We start from the raw sequence: 18,789 nt of genomic DNA, 5'->3' as shown, positions 1-18,789 counted from the left end.
GTAGTATATTCAGCAAAAAATAAGAAGAACTAGACGTATAACGAGATGAACCGAATATGTGTTTTTCATGCTAAAGGACAAGTGTCACGAATAGTGAAATAACTATTATGAGAGGAGTCTATAAATTATTGGGGCAGTAAAATAGTAAATGAAATTTATATGGGCAATTATGGAGATATATTGGCGCAACTTAAAATATATCAGCGATTATTGAAATATATTGGCGATTTTTAAAATATATCGACTTATCAACAAAACATGACAAAAGGAGTCTATTCCAAAATGCCTTTTGGGACAGACTCCAAGACTATATTATTTTTCCTTCAAAAAAGTACGATCCTTCAAGAATAAATTCCAGAAGAAAATAAATCCTGGTAATAAAATTGCAATCCCAATTGCGTATAGAATGAGCAGTGCATAGAACGTTTCTGTCGTTGTGAAGCTTGTAAATACAGTTACGTCAGGATAAATAATATACGGTAAATGCGCGACGCCGTAAGCGTAGCTTGCAAATGCATATTGAGCGACGACAGCTAAAACGGCAATGCGAGGGTATCCTAGTGTATTGTATTTTTTGTTTGTCCACCAAAGGGACGAGTATCCGATAACGAATAAAACAATAGAAACTGTAAACCACGGGAATTGCTTTATTAATCCTTGCATAAGCCAATGTGTTTCTGGGTCCATTACAACGAGGGCGATGATTGCTGTAACGAGCGTTGCAGGACCAAGAATGATAGCATTTCTTCTATAAATTCTATACGTATCTTCTGAACTTTGTTCTCTCGCAAAATCAGCAAGAAAGAGAGAGGAGAGAAATAGTTCAGACGTTAGTCCGAAAAGCATATAACAGTAGATAACCGGGCTAGAAAGAAGTTTTCCATACAGGAGTACTTCTTTTCCTTCAGACATTGTAATATAGGCTCCCTCTGTAACGGGTAAAACGGTAATTAATAGTGCTGGAATTAAGAGACCAGTAATACCTGAAATAACCCGAAGAAGGTACTGATATTTTGGCAAGGAGTAAGCAAATACCATAAACGTACTACGTACTGCAACGAGCACTAAAATTAACATAACTGGTACGAACATTACTGTCGCAAGAGTAAAGGCCGCTTTCGGAAAGAAGCCGAGAAATGCGACAACGACGAAAACAAGAAACGTATTTGTTACTTCCCACGTTGGTGATAAGTACCGATTCGCAAGTTTGGCAGCGAGCGTTGGATGTTTTGCGTATACCATGCCCCAAAAACCAGCTCCAAAATCGATGGACCCTAATATACTGTATACGAAAATAAGGGCCCATAAGATGATGATTGCAATACTTTCCTCATGCACGAGAATCGCCTCCTTGGTGTTGTAAATCATTCTTTAATGGATGTCTTCTAAAGAATGTCCGTAGAACAAAGACTGTTAAAATAGCGAGTCCAATATATAAAATGATGAATAAAACAAATAAAGGACCGACGAAATCAGCGCGAGTAGAAGCATCGACTGTACGTTGCATACCATAAATTGTCCATGGCTGACGACCGCTACAACTGAAAATCCATCCGAATTCAATACCGAGCATCATAATTGGTCCGCATGCGGCAGCCCCCCAAAGTAACCACTTCGGTAGTTCTGTCCCCTTTTTTCGGTAAACGAAGTACCAATATAAGAGAGCAATTGCTGCAACTGCAAAGGTAAACGCAGCAGTGCCGACCATTAAGTTGAACAGTGTATGTGTATAAAATGGTGGCCATGTTTCTTGTGGGAATTCATTTAGACCTTTTACGACAGTGCTAGGGTCTAGTCCCACTAATAAGCTAAGCATGTTTGGGATTTCAAGTGCATAGTTTAGTTCAAGTGTATTAGGATCCACAACCCCGCCAATGGATAGCGGTGCGTGTGATGTCGTTTCAAATAAAGCTTCAGCAGATGCAAGTTTTTCAGGTGAGTGTTTATGTAGGGCGATTGCCGATTCGTGCCCTGAAAGCCACATCGTAGCGCCTGTAATAAATGTCACGACAAGCCCTAATAGTAGCCCCTTTTTATGATAAGCAATTTCACGTGTACTTAAATTTTTCTTCAATAATTTAAATCCAGCGATAGAAGCAATGACAGCCGCACCAGTTGCATAAGCCGTAATAACGACATGGAATGCACTTGTGCCAAAACTCGGATTAAAGAAAGCTTTCCAAGGATCAACGTTAAAAACAGATCCATCTGGATTCATTGAAAAGCCTGCTGGTGTATTCATCCATGTATTTGCTGATGTAATGAGCACGGCGGATGCCGTGGCACCAAGCATGACGAAAAATAGCGAGATTAATCTCATAAATGGAGGAAGTTTATCAGCTGCATATACGTAAATCGACATGAATAAAGCCTCCAAAAAGAAGGCAAAAATCTCAATTTGGAAGGGAACAGAAATAACTTGCCCAACAATTTTGGCGAAACCAGGCCAAAGAAGTGAGATTTGCACACCAACAATTGTTCCAGTTGGAATTGCTACACCGAGAAGAATAGCAAACGCCTTTGTCCATCTTTTTGCCATAATGGCATAGTCGGAGTCTTTCTTCCAGTGATAGAGTATTTCGCTTATAAAAATCATCAATGAAAGACCGACCCCAAGTGTTGCAAAGATAATGTGGAATGCTAATGAAGAACCAAAAAATGCTCTTGCTAATGTTACCGTATCCATATGTAAACTCCTCTTCTTTTTTGCCATTATTTTCTGATTGAATTGGAAGATTTATTCAAAAAAACTACCAAAAATATATATGTATTTAAAAAGTGAATATGATAATATAATGTTGTAATATTTTGAATAGAAAGAAATAAATAGTTGGTCATGTTTTGTTTGTTTTTTGCTCAGGAATCTTTTATAATCTTTTATGCGAACATAAGTTCTGTTTTTCAGAATCAAGAAGTTTATGTGAAATGGAGAGGGTGTTTTATGTATCCTGAAGTCATTAAAAAGATGGCATTTTCAAAAGAGCATAGAGATTTATTATTGAAGCTATATAATAAAGAAATTACACGTCGTGAATATGATCGACTTGTACAATCGCTATATAAACCTTCTAAAGAGGTTTGCGGGGGATAGAAATGCGGGAGACAATCTAATAGATTGTCTTTTTTAAATTTATGTATGTTCTGATAAAATTAAGGTTAGCCTTACTAGGGAGGTGAAAAGATTGCGGAAACGTTTATATATAGGGATTGGAGTTATCTTCTTAATCGCTTTAGGTGGAATTGTATTTTGGTCAGCTTTACAAGGAAACCGTACAGAAAATTTTATTTTAAGACATATGGTGAATGACAATGGAACACTTGCCACGTATCGTTTAGTAGATACTAAGGCAGGTACGGGTGAAGCTAAGGGACGTGAAGCTTTATCAGAATCGGCGGGATTATGGTTACAGTATACACTTGATAAAGATGATCAGGCGTTATTTGATGAGCAAGTAAAGGTTATTCAAGATAATTTCATATATAAGAATCATATCGTTTTATGGAAACTCTCTGAAAAGGGAGAGAGGCAGTCAGCTACAAATGCACTTATAGATGATCTTCGTATTATAGAACAATTATATCGTGCTTATGAAATGTATAAGGAAGAGCGTTATAAAAACCTTGCCGATCAATTAAGTGATGCTGTACTTCGTTATAATAAAAAAGATAATTATTATGTTGATTATTATGATGCAGATGCAGGAAAACAAAATAATTTTGTAACAACATCATACATAAATCCGCGTGCATTCTCCTATATGAAGAAGTACGGCAAAGTTTCTGCTCAGCAATATCAGGAAGTCGTTCAATTTTTAGCAGATTATCCAAGGCATGGCTGGGCATTCCCAAAAGAGTATAAAGAAGATGGTACATTTACGTACGATAAAGAAGTGAATCTTATTGACCAATCATACGTTGCATATCATCGAAGTTTAGGTGGTCTTTCATCAGCCGCTTATTTGGAATTTATAAAGAAGAAGTTCCAGGAGGATGGAAAGCTATACGGTCGTTACAATTTAGAAACGGGAAAACAAACTGTGAATTATGAATCGCCGGCCGCGTACGGACTAACGATTTTGTACGTACTACAAACAGGTGATACAAAGTTTGCGAAGGAATTGTATGATCATATGGCCACATTCCGAAATGACAACGTATTTAGTAGATATTACGGTGGATATGTAACAGGTGAAAATAATAATACGCATATTTTTGATAACGTACTACCACTTTTAGCTGAAATAGAATTAAAAAAGAGTGAACAATAAAAGGTGCCACCATATGAGGGTGGCACCTTTTATTTGTTCATATAATTTTACGTCCTAATATTAGAGAAGTAGTCAATCACGAATTCACGGAATTGCCGAGCTGTTTTTGATAAGTAGCGTTTTTTTGACCAACTTAATCCGATGGTTCGCTGACAAGTGGGTTCAATAATACGCAACTTGCTTGATGCTAAAGTAGAGTTTTTTAATAAAGTTAAACTTGGAACAAAAGCGATGCCGAGACCTTGCTTAATGAGGTCGCTAATTACGGTCGGTTCATCGACTTCAAAAGCAATATGCGGAGTGAAACCAGCTTCTTTACAAAATTCATCTGTTAAGTGCCGAAATCCATAGCCAGTGTTCATACTAATGAACGGTTCGTCCTTTACTTCATGGAGGTGGATATTTTCTCGGCCTGATAAACGATGGCCTGAAGGGACGACTAAGAAAATTTCTTCTGTAATAAGTGGTTCCCAAACAATTTCTTCTCCTTCAATTGGCACAGAGGAGATACAAAAGTCAATTTCTATATTATCTAGTTGTCGTTTCATAGAAGGAGTGGATGCCAGAAATTGTTGGAACCGAACGTTAGGATGTTCTAGTAAAAAAGAGCCAAGTAGTTCTGGCAATATTCTCGGAATAGAAACGGCTAGTGTAATAGAGCTTTGTTGTAATTCGGCTAAATCTTTAATTTCTCGTTCCCCTTCGCTTAATTCATGAAAAATACGCTCTACTCGTTTCAAAAATACTTTTCCGAAAGAATTTAAAGTAATCTGTCGACCTTGGCGATCAAATAAAGGGACGCCTAAATCCTTTTCGAGTCTAGCGATTGTTTTGCTGAGTGAAGGTTGTGCGATATGCAATTCTTCAGCTGCCTTTGTCATATGTTCTAGTCGTGCCACTGTCTGAAAGTATTTTAACTGGAGCAGTTCCATTTCGAGTCTCCTTTCTATAGACCAAAAGGAATGAATTAATAATTAAAGATGTATTATACAGTATGGAAAGTGACGTGTATAGTAAATCTGTTAAACCATTCTAATGGTGTTAAATTCGGAGAAGGAGTATGTTTCATGAAGGGAATTCAACTTGTATTTAAAGATTGGAAAGCGATGTGGCACCATAAACATGGACGTATCGCTTTAATTTTTTTATTAATCGTTCCGTTAATTTATTCAGGATTCTTTTTAGCCGGATATTGGGATCCGTACGGAAAATTAGATAAATTACCTGTTGCGGTTGTGAATTTAGATAAAGGTGCTGCGATGGATGAGAAAACAATTCATGCAGGAGACGATTTTGTAAAAAATTTAAAGGAGAATAAAGAACTGGCTTTTCATTTCGTATCAGAAAAAAATGCTGATGAAGGGTTAAAAGAAGATAAATATTATATGGTTGTTACGATTCCAGCTGATTTCTCTAAAAAGGTAAGTACACTTATGGATGAGAAACCAGAACCAGCACAATTGCAGTACAAAGTAAATCCGGGTAAAAACTTTGTAGCAGCGCAAATTGGAACGACAGCTGTTGAAAATATGAAAACAAAAATTTCAAATAGTATTACGAAATCTTATACAGAAGGTGTGTTTTCAAAGTTTCAAGACTTAGCACAAGGGTTGAGTGATGCAAGTAATGGTGCTGGGAAGTTACATGAAGGAACGACAGATGCAAGAAATGGGGCAAATCAGCTTGCAGATGGTATTCATCGTTTAAGTGACGGGACATCAAAAGTGAAAGAGGGAAGTGAAAAACTTGCTTCTAGCAAATCAGCCTTAACTGACGGAGCGAATGAGCTAAGTCAAGGAGCAACTTCACTTCATAGCGGTATGGAGTTATTAGCACAAGGTGAAAAAACGTTACAATCAGGGGTTAGTGAATTAAGTGCTGGTACAAATGAATGGGTGAGCGGAAGTGAGAAGCTTGCTGAAGGCCAAGTAAAAGCGGATGGTGCAGCTAATAGTATAAAACAACAATTAGAAGAGTACGTGAAAAATCATCCAGAAGTGCAGCAAGATCCCGCTTTTCAAAAAATTGTTGCTACGTCTGATGGACTAGCTAAAGCAACAAATACTTTAAATAATAGCCAACAACAATTGACACAAGGTGCGAAGAAGATTGCTGACGGTCAACATAAGATTGAAGAAGGCATGAATACATTCGGAGTTAAGTTAAATGAAGCTACTGCTGGAACGAAAAAGGTAGCAGATGGTGCATCGAATTTGGCTGATGGATTTACGAAGTGGGGAAATGGGTTTACATCATTGCAAGAAGGTGTAAATCAGCTTGCGAGTGGTGGAACGGAGCTGAATAACGGTGCTGGTAAATTAACAAATGGACTTGTTAAACTTGATGATGGTGCGAAAGAACTTTCTACGAAATTGGGAGAGGGCGCAGAGAAGATAGCGGATGTTCGTAATGATGATGCACGTAATACGATGTTCTCAGAGCCAGTTCAGTTAGTGAAGTCAACAGTTTCTGACGTGCCTAACTACGGTTCAGGCATTGCGCCATATTTCTTATCACTTGCATTTTATGTTGGCGGAATTATGGCATCGAATATTTTACCTCTTGGCCGCAGACAAAATATGAAGGTAAGCGGAACGGTACATTTTATTAATAAACTAGGATTGGTATATTTAATTGGACTTATTCAAGCGCTACTCGTAGATGTAGTTGTGCTAGGTGTTATGAAATTAGAAGTCGCAAGTGTGCCACTCTTTGTTTTATCAAGTATTGTTATTTCCTTTACGTTCATGACATTTATTCTTATGTTAGTAACAGTATTTGGTCTTGTTGGAAAGTTCTTAGCGGTAACCCTTCTTGTCCTGCAATTAGCGACGAGCGGAGGTACTTTCCCAGGAGAATTAAACATAGCTGTTCTTAGCAAAATTGGACAGTTTCTCCCAATGTCTCATTCTCTTAGAGGATTACAAGATGTTATCTCTTTAGGAGATTGGTCGCAATTACAAATGCAAATTTTAATATTGTTATGTTATCTCGTTGTTGCCGGTGGAATTGCTTGGATCACGAGTCATATACAGCATAGAGAAACGAATGTAGAACAAGTTTCTTAAGATGAAATAAGCTATCCGATTTTTTCGGATAGCTTATTTTTTATTTACGTTCCATTACTGCAAAGTAATTATTTTCATTATCAGCAAAGTTGAATGCTCTACCAGTAGGTAAATCTACAACCTGTCCAACTGTGACATTTTTCTCAGAAAGATCTTTATATAGACGGTCTAAGTCATCTGAGAAGAACATAAGTGAAGGTGTATTTAGGTTTAGTTCAGGTTGCATCTTCGCGATTAACGCTTTATCGTGAAGGACGATGCTTGTTCCTGCTTCTTTCGCCGGTGCAATTTCAATCCAGCGGAATCCGTTTCCGTTATTTTCTTCCGCAATGATTTGGAACCCTACTTTTTCTGTCCAAAATTGTACTGTTTCGTCTTGGTTATTTACATATAGCATAATTTGTCCAACTTGATTAATCATAGGTGTCTCTCGCTTTCTTTTTATATGCGTATTATTATATCAAATATATGGCTTGAATAGTTTTTTATGATTTTTTCGGAATACAACCTTCGTCCATTTCATCTTTGTTGTAGGAGAAGGTCCTGTAATCCAAGTATGAAATGGTATTGTGCTACAAATGACCATTGTTGAAATAGAGATAATGGCCGTTAACACAAATAGTAATAGGGTATATAATATAGTATTTTCTTGCAGCGTGAATAAGGAAAGAAGTTTTGTGCATAGTTGCAAGAAGAATAAATGAGCTAAATAAGCACCATACGTGTAATTTCCAATGAAACGTAACGTTTTATATAAGAAACCACGACGCTGTACTATCATAATAGATAACACATACAGTATGATAATTTCGCATACGATATATAAAAACATAGATGGCTTTAAATAGGTAGAAACAGTTAAATGAATAGAGTTTGCTCCGTAAAAACTAAACAACTCATAATTGATGAATAAAAATAAGATGAAAAATAATATTGTTATAAGCGGGATATGTTTCATGACGAATAGACGCCAAGTTTTTAGTGCTACAGCGGCAATGCCACCCATAACGAAATAGAATGAGTAGAATAGAAATGATCGATCTGTATAATGTAAAATTGTTGAACTTGTTAATTTTTCTCCATTAAAAATATAGTGAGAAGAGAACCACATTAATAGAAAATATAGGCAAGCGAAAAAGGTCATATATTTATATATGTCTTTTTTATTTTCTGTTCGTTTTTGAAACCAATAAAAAAGTGTGCATAGTAAAGGGAACAATAAGTGAATTTGGAACATCATAATAACGTACCAAAGATGGGGCGCGGCTGTTCCGAGTAATAAACTTTTTATTCCGCCTTGTAATGTAATAAGATCATTTGTTGTTAATAAGTAAAGAATAGACCAAAAGAAATAAGGAATGAGTAAGTGTGTCGCTTTTTCAGAAATATATTCTTTATATACTAATTGCTTCGTATAGTGACGAATTAAGTGAAATCCAACGATAAATATGAATGCTGGTGCTGAGAATTTTGCAAGATTAAATAGCATACCCATAATGAGGGATTGCTCAAGTGAGACATTTCCTTGATTCATTGTATATAATAACGAACTTTGCAAAACGACAGCGAGAAATGCAATGCTTTGCAAAACTTTAAATTCAGGTGCGCTTTGTGTCATTATTTCCATCTCCTTTTCCATACATGATTATAGTACGGAGAATGGATAATGGATGTGGAATATTTGTGAAGATTGTAACAAATTTGTGGCGAGAGGAAATATCAACTTATCAACAAATAAAGAAAGAGGATGCTCTAAACGAGCATCCTCTTTCTATTAAGCAAATTTGTTTTTGATCCAATTCTTACCTTCTACAAGGCGAGCTGTCATTACCGCACAAGCGTTATCTGCTGTTACGTTTAACATCGTTGCAGGTGGATCAATGATTGTACTAATTGCTGCGATAATTGGCAGTGCTTCTGGCGGGAAACCGTATAGAGATACGATTAACATTTCACCGATCATACCGCCGCCTGGAATAGCACCCATTACTGTTCCTACTAATAGAGAAACAACAAGTGCGATTGCTAATGTTTTCGGTCCTTCGAATTCCATGTTGAAAATACCGAATAAGAAAGCAATTTTTAATACGCCACCTAAAACAGAGCCGTCTTTATGAAGTGTAGAACCAAGAAGGACAACTGTTTCACGAACGTCTGAAGAAATACCCATTTTCTTCGTTGCTTCTAAGTTCGCTGGAATACTTGCGGCACTACTACAAGTTGCAAGTGATGTAACTGTAGGAGAGACCATGTTCTTCCAAAATACTTGTACACCTTGTTTGCGACCTGCAAGGTATGCATAGAATGTGAAGAATACAAAGAAATAAATTAGAGAAGCAGGATAGTATACCATTGCTGCTCGGAAGTAAGTTCCAAGAAGTTGTGGTCCGAATTCGCCAACTAATGCTGCAAAGTAAGCAGCAAGTCCGATTGGGGCGTAGTACATAATGAAAGATACAACCTTCATTGAAATCTCTGCACCAGCCTGTAGGAATGTAGCGAATGGCTTTCCTTTTTCGCCAACTGCTGAAGTTGCAATCCCCATTAAGATAGAGAAGAAAATAAGAGCTAACATATTTTCACGAGATAGTAACTTCGAGAAGTCAGATACTGTTAAAATACCGACGATTTGATCTGCAACACTAACAGCTTTGCCGGCTTTGTCAGGTTGTGTTAATTCTAGTACAACACCTTGTGCTGGCGGGAATATTTTCACAACAATAATCATAAAAATAGCAGCTAAAATACTTGTAAATAAGAAAGTCCCAGCCATACTAGACATAATTTTACCGAAACGTTTTAATCCATCCATATTAGCAATAGACGATGCGATGCTAAAGAACACTAGAGGTACAACAATCGTAAACATTAAGTTTAAGAAAATGTCACCAAGCGGCTTTAAAGCAACTGCATCGGCACCCATGAAATAACCAATGAAACCACCAATTAGGATAGAAGATAATAAAATAAGTGGAAAGCGATATGCCTTCATAAATATATCCTCCTATCAATTAAAAAAAGTCATACTGAATCATTATAGCGAGTTAGAGTTCTCTTTACTAGGAGAATACGGATAGATGGAATAGCGCGAAAACCAAGAAATTTTTGTTTTTAAGCTCGGCATACAGCAGGAAATCTAGACATATATATTTGTAACCTAGTGGTGGCAAGGAGTGCACCATAATTTAGGTAGAGAAAAAAGGGGAGGGAAGCGGGATGAATATTTTACTTTGCTGTGCAGCGGGAATGTCTTCCAGTTTGATTGTTACAAAGATGGAGAAAGCAGCAGAGGCAAGAGGGATAGAAGTGAAAATCTGGGCAGTATCAGGTTCTGAAGTGAATAGTCATATTGATAAAGCTGATGTCCTTTTACTTGGACCGCAAGTACGTTATTTATTACCGAAAATGAAAGAATTATGTAAGGATAAAGGGATACCTGTTGATGTCATTCAATCTGTTCATTACGGACTTTGTAATGGAGAAGCTATCTTGCAAGCAGCTTTGTCAATGAAACCATGAGGAGAGTGGGATAGATGATACGGTTTTTAGAGAAGTACGTGATGCCAGTAGCAGGGAAGGTTGCAGAGCAGAGGCATTTACAAGCAATTCGAGATGGAATTATTTTAACGATGCCTTTCTTAATTATTGGATCGTTTTTCCTCATTATTAGTGCACTGCCAATACCCGGATATAACGAGTTTATGGCAGGTTTGTTTGGTGAGAATTGGCAGAGAGCTTTAGGGTATCCAGTTAGTGCAACTTTTAATATAATGGCTTTAATAGCTGTTTTTGGAATCGCTTACAGGCTTGGAGAGTATTATAAAGTGGATGCTTTAGCATCCGGGGCATTGTCGCTTGTGACGTTTTTACTTGCGACGCCATTTCAAGTTGCATATATTATACCAAGTACAAAAGAAAGTGTACTTGTAGAAGGCGCTATCCCAGCTGCATTAATGGGAAGCCAAGGGTTATTTGTAGCAATGATTATTGCACTTATATCTACTGAACTTTATCGATTTATTGTACAAAAAAAGATAATCATAAAGATGCCAGAGACAGTTCCACCAGCTGTCACGCGTTCATTTGCGGCACTTGTTCCAGGATTTATTGTTGTAACAGTTATTTGGATTTTACGCTTAATTATAGAAAATACTTCTTTTGGCAGTATCCATAATATTGTAGGACAAATTTTACAGGAACCACTTAGTGTACTTGGTGCTAGTCTTTGGGGCGCAATAATAGCAGTTATTCTCGTTCATGTTCTTTGGTCGTGTGGAATTCATGGTGCTACTATTGTTGGTGGTGTAATGAGCCCCGTTTGGTTGTCGTTAATGGATCAAAACCGAGTTGCTTTTCAAGCTGGGCAAGATGTACCAAATACGATTACGGCACAGTTTTTTGACTTATGGATTTATATGGGCGGTTCTGGTGCAACGCTTGCTCTAGTTGTTGGAATGTTACTATTTGCACGAAGTCAACAATTAAAAAGTTTAGGGAGATTGTCAATTGCACCTGGTATATTTAATATTAATGAGATGGTAACTTTTGGTATGCCGATTGTGATGAACCCACTTTTACTAATTCCATTTATATTAGTTCCAGTTGTGTTAACAATTGTTTCGTACTTTGCAATGGAATGGGGATGGGTCGCACGTCCGAGTGGGGCCGCTGTACCTTGGACGACACCTATTCTTTTTAGTGGATATTTAGGATCGGGCGGGAAAATTTCAGGTGTTATTTTACAACTTGTTAACTTTGCGCTAGCATTCTTCATTTATTTACCGTTCTTAAAAATATGGGATAAACAAAAACTGGCGGAAGAAAAGGGGGAGTAAAGAACTAAAATGGATACGATAGAGACGAAAGCTTTTCATTTAATCTTGCATGGGGGAAACGCGAGAAGTTGTTCAATGGAAGCAATTGATTGTGCGAAGCGTGGGGAGTTTACAGAAGCTGAAGCTAAATTACAAGAAGCACTAGAGGAATTAAAAGAGGCGCACCGTGTACAAACGGAGCTTATCCAGAGAGAAGCTGGTGGTGAAAAGACCGAAGTTACTCTTTTAATGGTACACGCACAAGACCATTTAATGAATGCAATTACGGTGAAAGAATTAGCGAGTGAGTTTGTAGAGTTATATAGGAAGATGTCGGTGGATGAATGAACCTTGCTTATGCAAGGTTTTTTTATCTCGAATTAACGGGCAGTAAAACTCCCACTAATTAAAATTTCATTTTATGTATGTGCCTGTACCATCAGTGGAATGTTCATCCCACTGATGGTATTTTACAATCCTCCTTTTTTCGGATGAGTAAGAGTTATAATTAATCGGCAGTAACAATTTCTCCTATACCACGAATTAATCTTTTTATATGCATCCGTTCCGGTTTTAATATATTTACGATATAATCAATCGCTATTTGTGGTTCAACGGTTGTACCGCAAGTATAACAGTCAATAGCTGCAAAATTTTGTTCCGGGTAAGTGTGAATGGAAAGATGGCTTTCTGATAATAACACTAATACAGTAACACCATATGGCTGGAACTCTTTTTTACTTACGTTTAAAACATGGGCACCAGAGTAATCTGCAGCTGTAACTAGATGATATTCTAAAAAGTGCATATCATCTAATAGGGAAAAGTCCACTCCCCACAAATCTACTATTATATGCTTGCCAAAAGTAGAATATTCCATAGGGCAGCACTCCTTACTATAATTTCGTCAAAACTTCATTTCCTGTTTGTAGCATTGATGTAAGATAAGATTTGATTCTGAATTTAAAAGAGCGAGGTTACGTTGTTCTAGATGTTCTTCTTTAAATTGAAATAAAGGAAAAAGAAGAGCAGGCAATGTTCGAGGAGTTGGTACTACATATAATTGTTCAATTTGATCGAGTACATGTGCAGAATTAGTAGCAAGATGAAATCCCCAGTCAGTTCCGAAAGAAGGAACGATTGTATGATAGCTTTTTACAGTTAATCCAGCGTGTTCAATTGTATTACCGATACTCCAATATACTAGAGGTGCATCAGCAGGTGAATTAGATTGACAGACGAAAGCACCATCTTCTGTTAAGAATGTAGCTATACGAGCAAATAGTTCGCTTGTATATAAAGTACTTAACAACTCTGTCGCTGGGTCTGGAAAATCAATAATGATTACATCGTATAAAGATGAAGGTGAATTTAGAAATTCTTTTGCATCGCATACGTGCACGTTCACTCGATTATCAAAAAAAGCATTTTTGTTTAAAGATACTATTTCTGGAACATTACGTGCCATATTAATCATCGCCTCGTCTAAATCAACAAGGTCTACATGTAGCACAGTTTCATATTTCAAAACTTCTCGTAAGGCAAGACCATCGCCACCACCTAATATGAGAACACGTTTTGGATCGATTACTTTTGACATAATTGGATGTACAAGTGCTTCATGATAAATTTGCTCATCAACGGAACTAAATTGTAGTTGCTTGTCCAAGTATAAGCGAACATCGTTTACTTGGACTAAATTAATATTTTGATAATTACTTTTTTCTTCAAATAGGTTCGTATGTTCACCAGCTTGTATTTCCTTTAGAGAAATTTCATCCCACACATCTAAGCTGTGTGAATCTGTAGGTACTATAATTACATTTTCCGATTGTACTTGCTTATCTTGCTTATTCTGCTCATCCTGTTTGTCCTGTTTATCTTGTTTTTCTTGTATATCATGCTTGTCCTGCTGTTCTAGTTCAAATTTGTCAGAGTCTAATTCAGAACGCTTGTCTTTTTTATAGCTTGTTATTCTATAAATCTTTATTTTGCTTTGTTTTCTATGTTTTGGCATAGGAATCCCCTTTCGAATTGTGTTATTTTATTCTATTTTATGTAATTTAGTAGAGTGTGCTTGGACAATGGATAGAAGAGTGTGTTTAAGAGAGGTTTATTTTTCACTAGATTTTCACGCTAAAAAATTTTTTTAGTGTTTTTTTATTTTAAACACAACTAGACAACTAAACACTAATCTATTTTCATACAGTTATGTGTTAAAAGCGTGTTGTTTTATAACACACTGTGTGTTTTTTGGACGACACACTAATTGAAAGCGTTAACACACAAAGAAAACAGTCGAAAAAGCACTGATTTTAGTGGTTTTAAAAAGTTGGCACGCTAATTGCATTAATAAATAGCGTAAAGAAAAATAAATAAAACATAAATTTTTTATACTACACAAGGGGGATTTTCAAATGAATATTTTATTATGTTGCTCAGCAGGGATGTCTACAAGTTTACTAGTTACAAAAATGGAAGCGGCTGCAAAAGCTCGCGGTTTAGAAGGCAAGATTTGGGCTGTATCTGGGGATGCAGTAAAAACGAATATCAATCAAGCAGATGTATTATTACTAGGACCACAAGTTCGTTACATGCTTTCTTCAATGAAAACGCTTGCTGATGAGAGAAACGTTGGAATCGACGTTATCAATCCAATGCACTACGGCATGATGAATGGAGAAGCAGTTTTAGATCACGCATTAACACTTAAAAAATAATTAGGGGGGAAGCGAAATGCAAAAGTTTATTGCATTCATGGAGAAATATATTGTTCCTGTCGCTGGTAAAATCGGATCGCAACGTCATTTAGCTGCGATCCGTGACGGATTTATCGCAGTTATGCCACTTATTTTAGTTGGTGCACTGGCATCACTAATTAATGGTTTTCCATCTGAGGCTTTCCAAGATTTCATGAAAGGTTTGTTTGGTGAAACGTGGAAACAAGTTGGCGGTGGAATGTGGACTGGTTCTTTCGCGATTCTAGCACTAATCATAGCATTTACAACAAGTTATAACTTAGCAAAATCTTACGGCGTTGATGGTTTGTCAGCAGGTATTATTTCATTTGGTGCGTTAATTATTCTTACGCCAACAACACCGAAAGAAGGCGGATTGAACTTAGCTTGGACAGGTGCACAAGGGTTATTCGTAGCAATTATTGTAGCACTCCTTGTTACTGAAGTATTCCGTTTCTTCGTACAAAGAAACATTACTTTTAAAATGCCTGATGGAGTACCACCAGCAGTTTTAAGATCTTTCGCAGCTATAGTTCCAGCATTTGTTATCTTAACAGTAGTTGCAGGTATTCAATTAGCAGTGAAGTTAGCTGGTACAAGTGTTCATGAATTTATCTTTAATACGATTCAATCACCACTGCAAAGTTTAGCAGGGACATTACCAAGTGCAATTGTCATTGTACTCCTTGTTCATCTTCTTTGGTTCTTCGGTTTACATGGTCCAAATATCGTTGGTGGTATTATTGAGCCGTTATACTTACCAGCATTAGAGAAAAATATGAAGTTATTCCAAGGTGGCACATCTGCATTTGATGTTCCAAATGTTGTTACAAAACCATTCTTTGATACTTTCGTATATCTTGGTGGTTCTGGTGCAACATTAGCGTTCTTAGTAGTTGTATTACTTGTAGCAAAAAGTGCACAATTACGCGGTGTATCTCGCTTATCAATTGGTCCAGGTGCATTCAACATTAACGAACCAGTAATCTTTGGTACACCAATTATTTTAAATCCAGTTTTATTCTTGCCGTTTATCATAACACCAATTGTATTAGTAATTACTTCTTATACAGCTATATCTATTGGTTGGGTACCAAAAACAGTTGCAATGATTCCATGGGCAACACCACCAATTATTAGTGGTTATCTTGTAACAGGTGGACATCTTTCAGGTGCAATTCTACAGTTATTCAACTTTGTAATTGCGATGGTAATCTACTATCCATTCGTTGTATTATGCGACCGTTCTGTTGTTCGTACTGAAAAAGCAGCAGCACAAGGAAATAATAATTCTGTACCTATGTAACATAGTAATTGTTCTCACAGACAACATAATCTGTGAGAACAATTACCTTTATATCATGTTCAAAAAGATGAAAAACATCTATATGAACACTAAACTATCATTAATAAATTCATACTTTAATAGACATGTTCAAACTGAAGGGGTATTTAAATCGGTTGAACCTTATAGAGAGGGCGGTAATTATGATGACTACAGCAGAACAAATTCCATTCCAATTGATTTTAAATAGTGGTAACGCACGAAGCTTTGCGATGGAGGCACTTCAATTTGCCAAACAGGGGAAAATGGTAGAAGCAGATGAAGCGATGGTAAAGGCAAAAGAAGCGATTAATGAAGCGCATCATTTCCAAACAGAGCTCATACAATCAGAAGCAAGAGGAGAAAAAACAGAGGTTAGTGTTCTTTTAATTCACGCACAAGATCATTTAATGAATGCGATTACAGTGAAAGAATTAGCAGCAGAGTTTATCGATCTTTATAAAAAGCTTGAAGCGAAAGGGGAATAAAACATGACTGGAATTAAAATTGCTACAATCGGCGGTGGATCTAGTTATACACCAGAGTTAATTGAAGGATTTATTAAGCGTTATGATGAACTGCCTGTTCGTGAAATTTGGTTAGTAGATATTGAGGCAGGAAAAGAAAAGTTAGAAATCGTTGGTAACTTAGCGAAACGTATGGTGAAAAAATCAGGTTTACCAATCGAGGTACATTTAACACTTGATCGTCGCGAGGCATTAAAAGATGCTGACTTCGTAACAACACAACTTCGCGTTGGTTTATTAGAAGCACGTGCAAAAGATGAAGCAATCCCATTAAAATATGATGTAATCGGTCAGGAAACGAATGGTCCTGGTGGTTTATTCAAAGCGTTGAGAACGATTCCTGTTATTTTAGATATTTGTAAAGATATGGAGGAGCTCTGTCCGAATGCATGGTTAATTAACTTTGCAAATCCAGCTGGTATGGTAACAGAAGCTGTTCTTCGTTATACAAATATTCAAAGAGTAGTTGGTCTATGTAACGTTCCAATCGGAATTCGTATGGGTCTTGCAAAATTACTTGAAGTAGATGCGAGTCGTGTTCACGTTGATTTCGCAGGTTTAAATCATATGGTATATGGATTAGACGTATATTTAGATGGCGTGAGTGTAATGGACCGTGTGTTAGAGCTTGTGACAGATCCAGAAAAGCAAATTACGATGGAAAATATCGCAGCGCTTAACTGGGAACCAGACTTTATTCGAGGACTTCGTGCAATTCCATGTCCATACCACCGTTACTACTACAAAACACGTGAAATGTTAGAAGAAGAGAAAGAAGCTTCTGTTGAAAAAGGTACACGTGCAGAAGTAGTAAAACAATTAGAAAATGATTTATTTGAGTTATATAAAGACCCGAACTTAGATATTAAACCACCACAATTAGAAAAACGTGGCGGAGCTTATTATAGTGATGCAGCATGTAGCTTAATTACGTCTATTTACAATAATAAAGGTGATATCCAGCCTGTTAATACACGAAACAACGGAACAATTGCAAGCTTACCACATGATTCAGCTGTTGAAGTGAACTGTATTATTACGAAAGAAGGCCCAAAACCAATTGCAGTGGGAGATCTTCCAGTACCAGTTCGCGGTTTAGTACAACAAATTAAATCATTTGAGCGCACAACAATTGAAGCTGCTGTTACAGGGGATTATCATAAGGCGCTGCTTGCTATGACAATCAATCCACTTGTACCATCAGATAAAGTTGCAAAACAAATTTTAGATGAAATGTTGGAAGCACATAAAGAGTATCTTCCGCAGTTCTTCAAAAAGGTAGAGAAGTAAAAGCGGCGCTATTTAGCCCGCTTTTTTTATTCTATTAGGAGGTATTATGATGATTAAGTTAATTGTAAATGCAGATGATTTCGGTCTTACAGAAGGTACAAATTACGGCATTATTGATGGGCATATAAATGGACTTGTAAATTCAACGACGATGATGATGAATATGCCAGGAACAGAGCATGCGGTACGCTTAGCGAAAGAGTACAACCTACTCGGAGTAGGCGTACATCTCGTATTAACGGCAGGAGAACCACTGTTAAAGGATGTACCGTCACTCGTAGGGGAAAACGGATCGTTTCATAAACAAAGTGTTGTAAGGGAAGGGAATATAAATCCAGAAGAAGTTGAGAGAGAATGGACTGCTCAAATTGAGAAGTTTTTATCTTACGGATTAACACCAACTCATTTAGATAGTCATCATCATGTGCATGGTTTACCGATCTTACATGATGTTCTTGAGAGATTAGCGGCTAAATATAATGTTCCGATTCGTCGTTGTGAGGAAGATAGAGCGGTGCATCCATTTTCTGATGTGTTTTACAGTGACTTTTATGCGGATGGTGTGACGGAAGATTACTTTGTGAAGTTAAAAGAAAGAGTACAAGGTGAACAAACGGTAGAAATTATGGTTCATCCAGCATATATTGATCCAGAGCTTGTGAAGCGTTCTTCTTACGTAATGGATCGTGTGAAGGAATTGCGTATTTTAACAGAGAGTGAGTTGCCAGAAGGCATAGAGCTTGTGAAGTTTTAATAGAAA

The 18,789-nt window shown here is 37.0% G+C and carries 19 protein-coding genes; 11 read left to right on the top strand and 8 right to left on the bottom strand.

The features are described from left to right. Window positions 1-312: 312 nt before the first annotated feature. Together ACTFR3_RS18095 and cydA are read right to left on the bottom strand one after the other, a co-directional pair. Window positions 313-1,338 (bottom strand): cytochrome d ubiquinol oxidase subunit II, encoded by a 1,026-nt coding sequence (locus ACTFR3_RS18095; RefSeq protein ID WP_000544187.1) that lies wholly within the window; start codon window positions 1,336-1,338, stop codon window positions 313-315. Further along, window positions 1,331-2,686 carry a cytochrome ubiquinol oxidase subunit I gene (gene cydA / locus ACTFR3_RS18090; RefSeq protein ID WP_000381984.1) on the bottom strand — a complete coding sequence of 452 codons (1,356 nt, stop codon included), beginning with the start codon at window positions 2,684-2,686 and terminating at the stop codon, window positions 1,331-1,333. The genes ACTFR3_RS18095 and cydA overlap by 8 nt, the downstream gene beginning before the upstream one ends. A gap of 255 nt (window positions 2,687-2,941) precedes the next feature. Here cydA and ACTFR3_RS18085 point away from each other — a divergent pair, with 255 nt between their 5' ends. Further along, entirely contained in the window at window positions 2,942-3,091 is a 150-nt protein-coding gene (locus tag ACTFR3_RS18085) for a hypothetical protein (RefSeq protein ID WP_000283180.1), read from the top strand. Between the two features lie 91 nt (window positions 3,092-3,182). Next, the gene (locus tag ACTFR3_RS18080; protein WP_001231660.1) at window positions 3,183-4,268 is read left to right on the top strand and encodes a hypothetical protein; all 1,086 of its coding nucleotides are present in this window, start codon (window positions 3,183-3,185) and stop codon (window positions 4,266-4,268) included. A 47-nt stretch (window positions 4,269-4,315) separates the two neighbouring features. Here the strand turns inward: ACTFR3_RS18080 and ACTFR3_RS18075 are convergent, their stop codons facing one another. Further along, window positions 4,316-5,200 (bottom strand): LysR family transcriptional regulator, encoded by an 885-nt coding sequence (locus ACTFR3_RS18075; protein WP_078385761.1) that lies wholly within the window; start codon window positions 5,198-5,200, stop codon window positions 4,316-4,318. Window positions 5,201-5,335: 135 nt separating this feature from the next. On the opposite strand from ACTFR3_RS18075, the gene ACTFR3_RS18070 reads away from it, so the two are divergent. Next, complete coding sequence (locus ACTFR3_RS18070; RefSeq protein ID WP_000676365.1) at window positions 5,336-7,336, top strand: YhgE/Pip domain-containing protein; 2,001 nt, start codon at window positions 5,336-5,338, stop codon at window positions 7,334-7,336. A gap of 40 nt (window positions 7,337-7,376) precedes the next feature. Here the strand turns inward: ACTFR3_RS18070 and ACTFR3_RS18065 are convergent, their stop codons facing one another. The 3 genes from ACTFR3_RS18065 to ACTFR3_RS18055 all read right to left on the bottom strand — a co-directional run bounded on the left by ACTFR3_RS18065 (window position 7,377) and on the right by ACTFR3_RS18055 (window position 10,328). Beyond that, window positions 7,377-7,757, bottom strand: a complete 381-nt coding sequence (locus tag ACTFR3_RS18065) for a VOC family protein (protein WP_000610160.1) — start codon at window positions 7,755-7,757, stop codon at window positions 7,377-7,379. 39 nt (window positions 7,758-7,796) lie between these two features. Continuing rightward, the gene (locus ACTFR3_RS18060) at window positions 7,797-8,954 is read right to left on the bottom strand and encodes an acyltransferase (RefSeq protein ID WP_440044638.1); all 1,158 of its coding nucleotides are present in this window, start codon (window positions 8,952-8,954) and stop codon (window positions 7,797-7,799) included. A 156-nt stretch (window positions 8,955-9,110) separates the two neighbouring features. Continuing rightward, window positions 9,111-10,328, bottom strand: a complete 1,218-nt coding sequence (locus ACTFR3_RS18055) for a dicarboxylate/amino acid:cation symporter (RefSeq protein ID WP_000649362.1) — start codon at window positions 10,326-10,328, stop codon at window positions 9,111-9,113. Window positions 10,329-10,552: 224 nt separating this feature from the next. On the opposite strand from ACTFR3_RS18055, the gene ACTFR3_RS18050 reads away from it, so the two are divergent. From ACTFR3_RS18050 to ACTFR3_RS18040, 3 genes are read left to right on the top strand one after another with little or no spacing between them, the layout of a single operon-like run. Then, window positions 10,553-10,855, top strand: coding sequence for a PTS sugar transporter subunit IIB (locus ACTFR3_RS18050; protein WP_001023543.1), 303 nt, complete (start codon window positions 10,553-10,555; stop codon window positions 10,853-10,855). Window positions 10,856-10,869: 14 nt separating this feature from the next. Then, window positions 10,870-12,171, top strand: coding sequence for a PTS cellobiose transporter subunit IIC (gene celB, locus ACTFR3_RS18045; RefSeq protein ID WP_000617789.1), 1,302 nt, complete (start codon window positions 10,870-10,872; stop codon window positions 12,169-12,171). A gap of 9 nt (window positions 12,172-12,180) precedes the next feature. Beyond that, complete coding sequence (locus ACTFR3_RS18040; protein WP_440044637.1) at window positions 12,181-12,498, top strand: PTS lactose/cellobiose transporter subunit IIA; 318 nt, start codon at window positions 12,181-12,183, stop codon at window positions 12,496-12,498. 160 nt (window positions 12,499-12,658) lie between these two features. Here ACTFR3_RS18040 and speD read toward each other — a convergent pair whose 3' ends face one another. Then, the gene (speD, locus tag ACTFR3_RS18035) at window positions 12,659-13,030 is read right to left on the bottom strand and encodes an adenosylmethionine decarboxylase (protein ID WP_000456821.1); all 372 of its coding nucleotides are present in this window, start codon (window positions 13,028-13,030) and stop codon (window positions 12,659-12,661) included. A gap of 27 nt (window positions 13,031-13,057) precedes the next feature. Then, window positions 13,058-14,167, bottom strand: a complete 1,110-nt coding sequence (locus tag ACTFR3_RS18030) for a polyamine aminopropyltransferase (protein WP_074553750.1) — start codon at window positions 14,165-14,167, stop codon at window positions 13,058-13,060. 400 nt (window positions 14,168-14,567) lie between these two features. Between ACTFR3_RS18030 and ACTFR3_RS18025 the strand changes: the two genes are divergently transcribed. From ACTFR3_RS18025 to chbG, 5 genes are all read left to right on the top strand, one after another. Next, complete coding sequence (locus ACTFR3_RS18025) at window positions 14,568-14,870, top strand: PTS sugar transporter subunit IIB (protein WP_440044636.1); 303 nt, start codon at window positions 14,568-14,570, stop codon at window positions 14,868-14,870. A 16-nt stretch (window positions 14,871-14,886) separates the two neighbouring features. Beyond that, complete coding sequence (gene celB, locus ACTFR3_RS18020; RefSeq protein ID WP_440044635.1) at window positions 14,887-16,194, top strand: PTS cellobiose transporter subunit IIC; 1,308 nt, start codon at window positions 14,887-14,889, stop codon at window positions 16,192-16,194. Between the two features lie 182 nt (window positions 16,195-16,376). Next, a complete protein-coding gene (locus tag ACTFR3_RS18015) occupies window positions 16,377-16,700 on the top strand; it encodes a PTS lactose/cellobiose transporter subunit IIA (RefSeq protein WP_000989059.1) in 324 nt (107 codons plus the stop codon). 3 nt (window positions 16,701-16,703) lie between these two features. After that, complete coding sequence (celF, locus tag ACTFR3_RS18010; RefSeq protein WP_000145750.1) at window positions 16,704-18,029, top strand: 6-phospho-beta-glucosidase; 1,326 nt, start codon at window positions 16,704-16,706, stop codon at window positions 18,027-18,029. Window positions 18,030-18,078: 49 nt separating this feature from the next. Beyond that, entirely contained in the window at window positions 18,079-18,783 is a 705-nt protein-coding gene (gene chbG, locus ACTFR3_RS18005; RefSeq protein WP_000593496.1) for a chitin disaccharide deacetylase, read from the top strand. Window positions 18,784-18,789 lie beyond the last annotated feature (6 nt).

This window comes from Bacillus cereus group sp. MYBK14-1 (assembly GCF_051916885.1).
Lineage (GTDB): Bacteria > Bacillota > Bacilli > Bacillales > Bacillaceae_G > Bacillus_A > Bacillus_A cereus.
The sequence above is the reverse complement of the archived record's forward strand: the minus strand, read 5'-3'. Positions and strand labels throughout refer to the sequence as shown.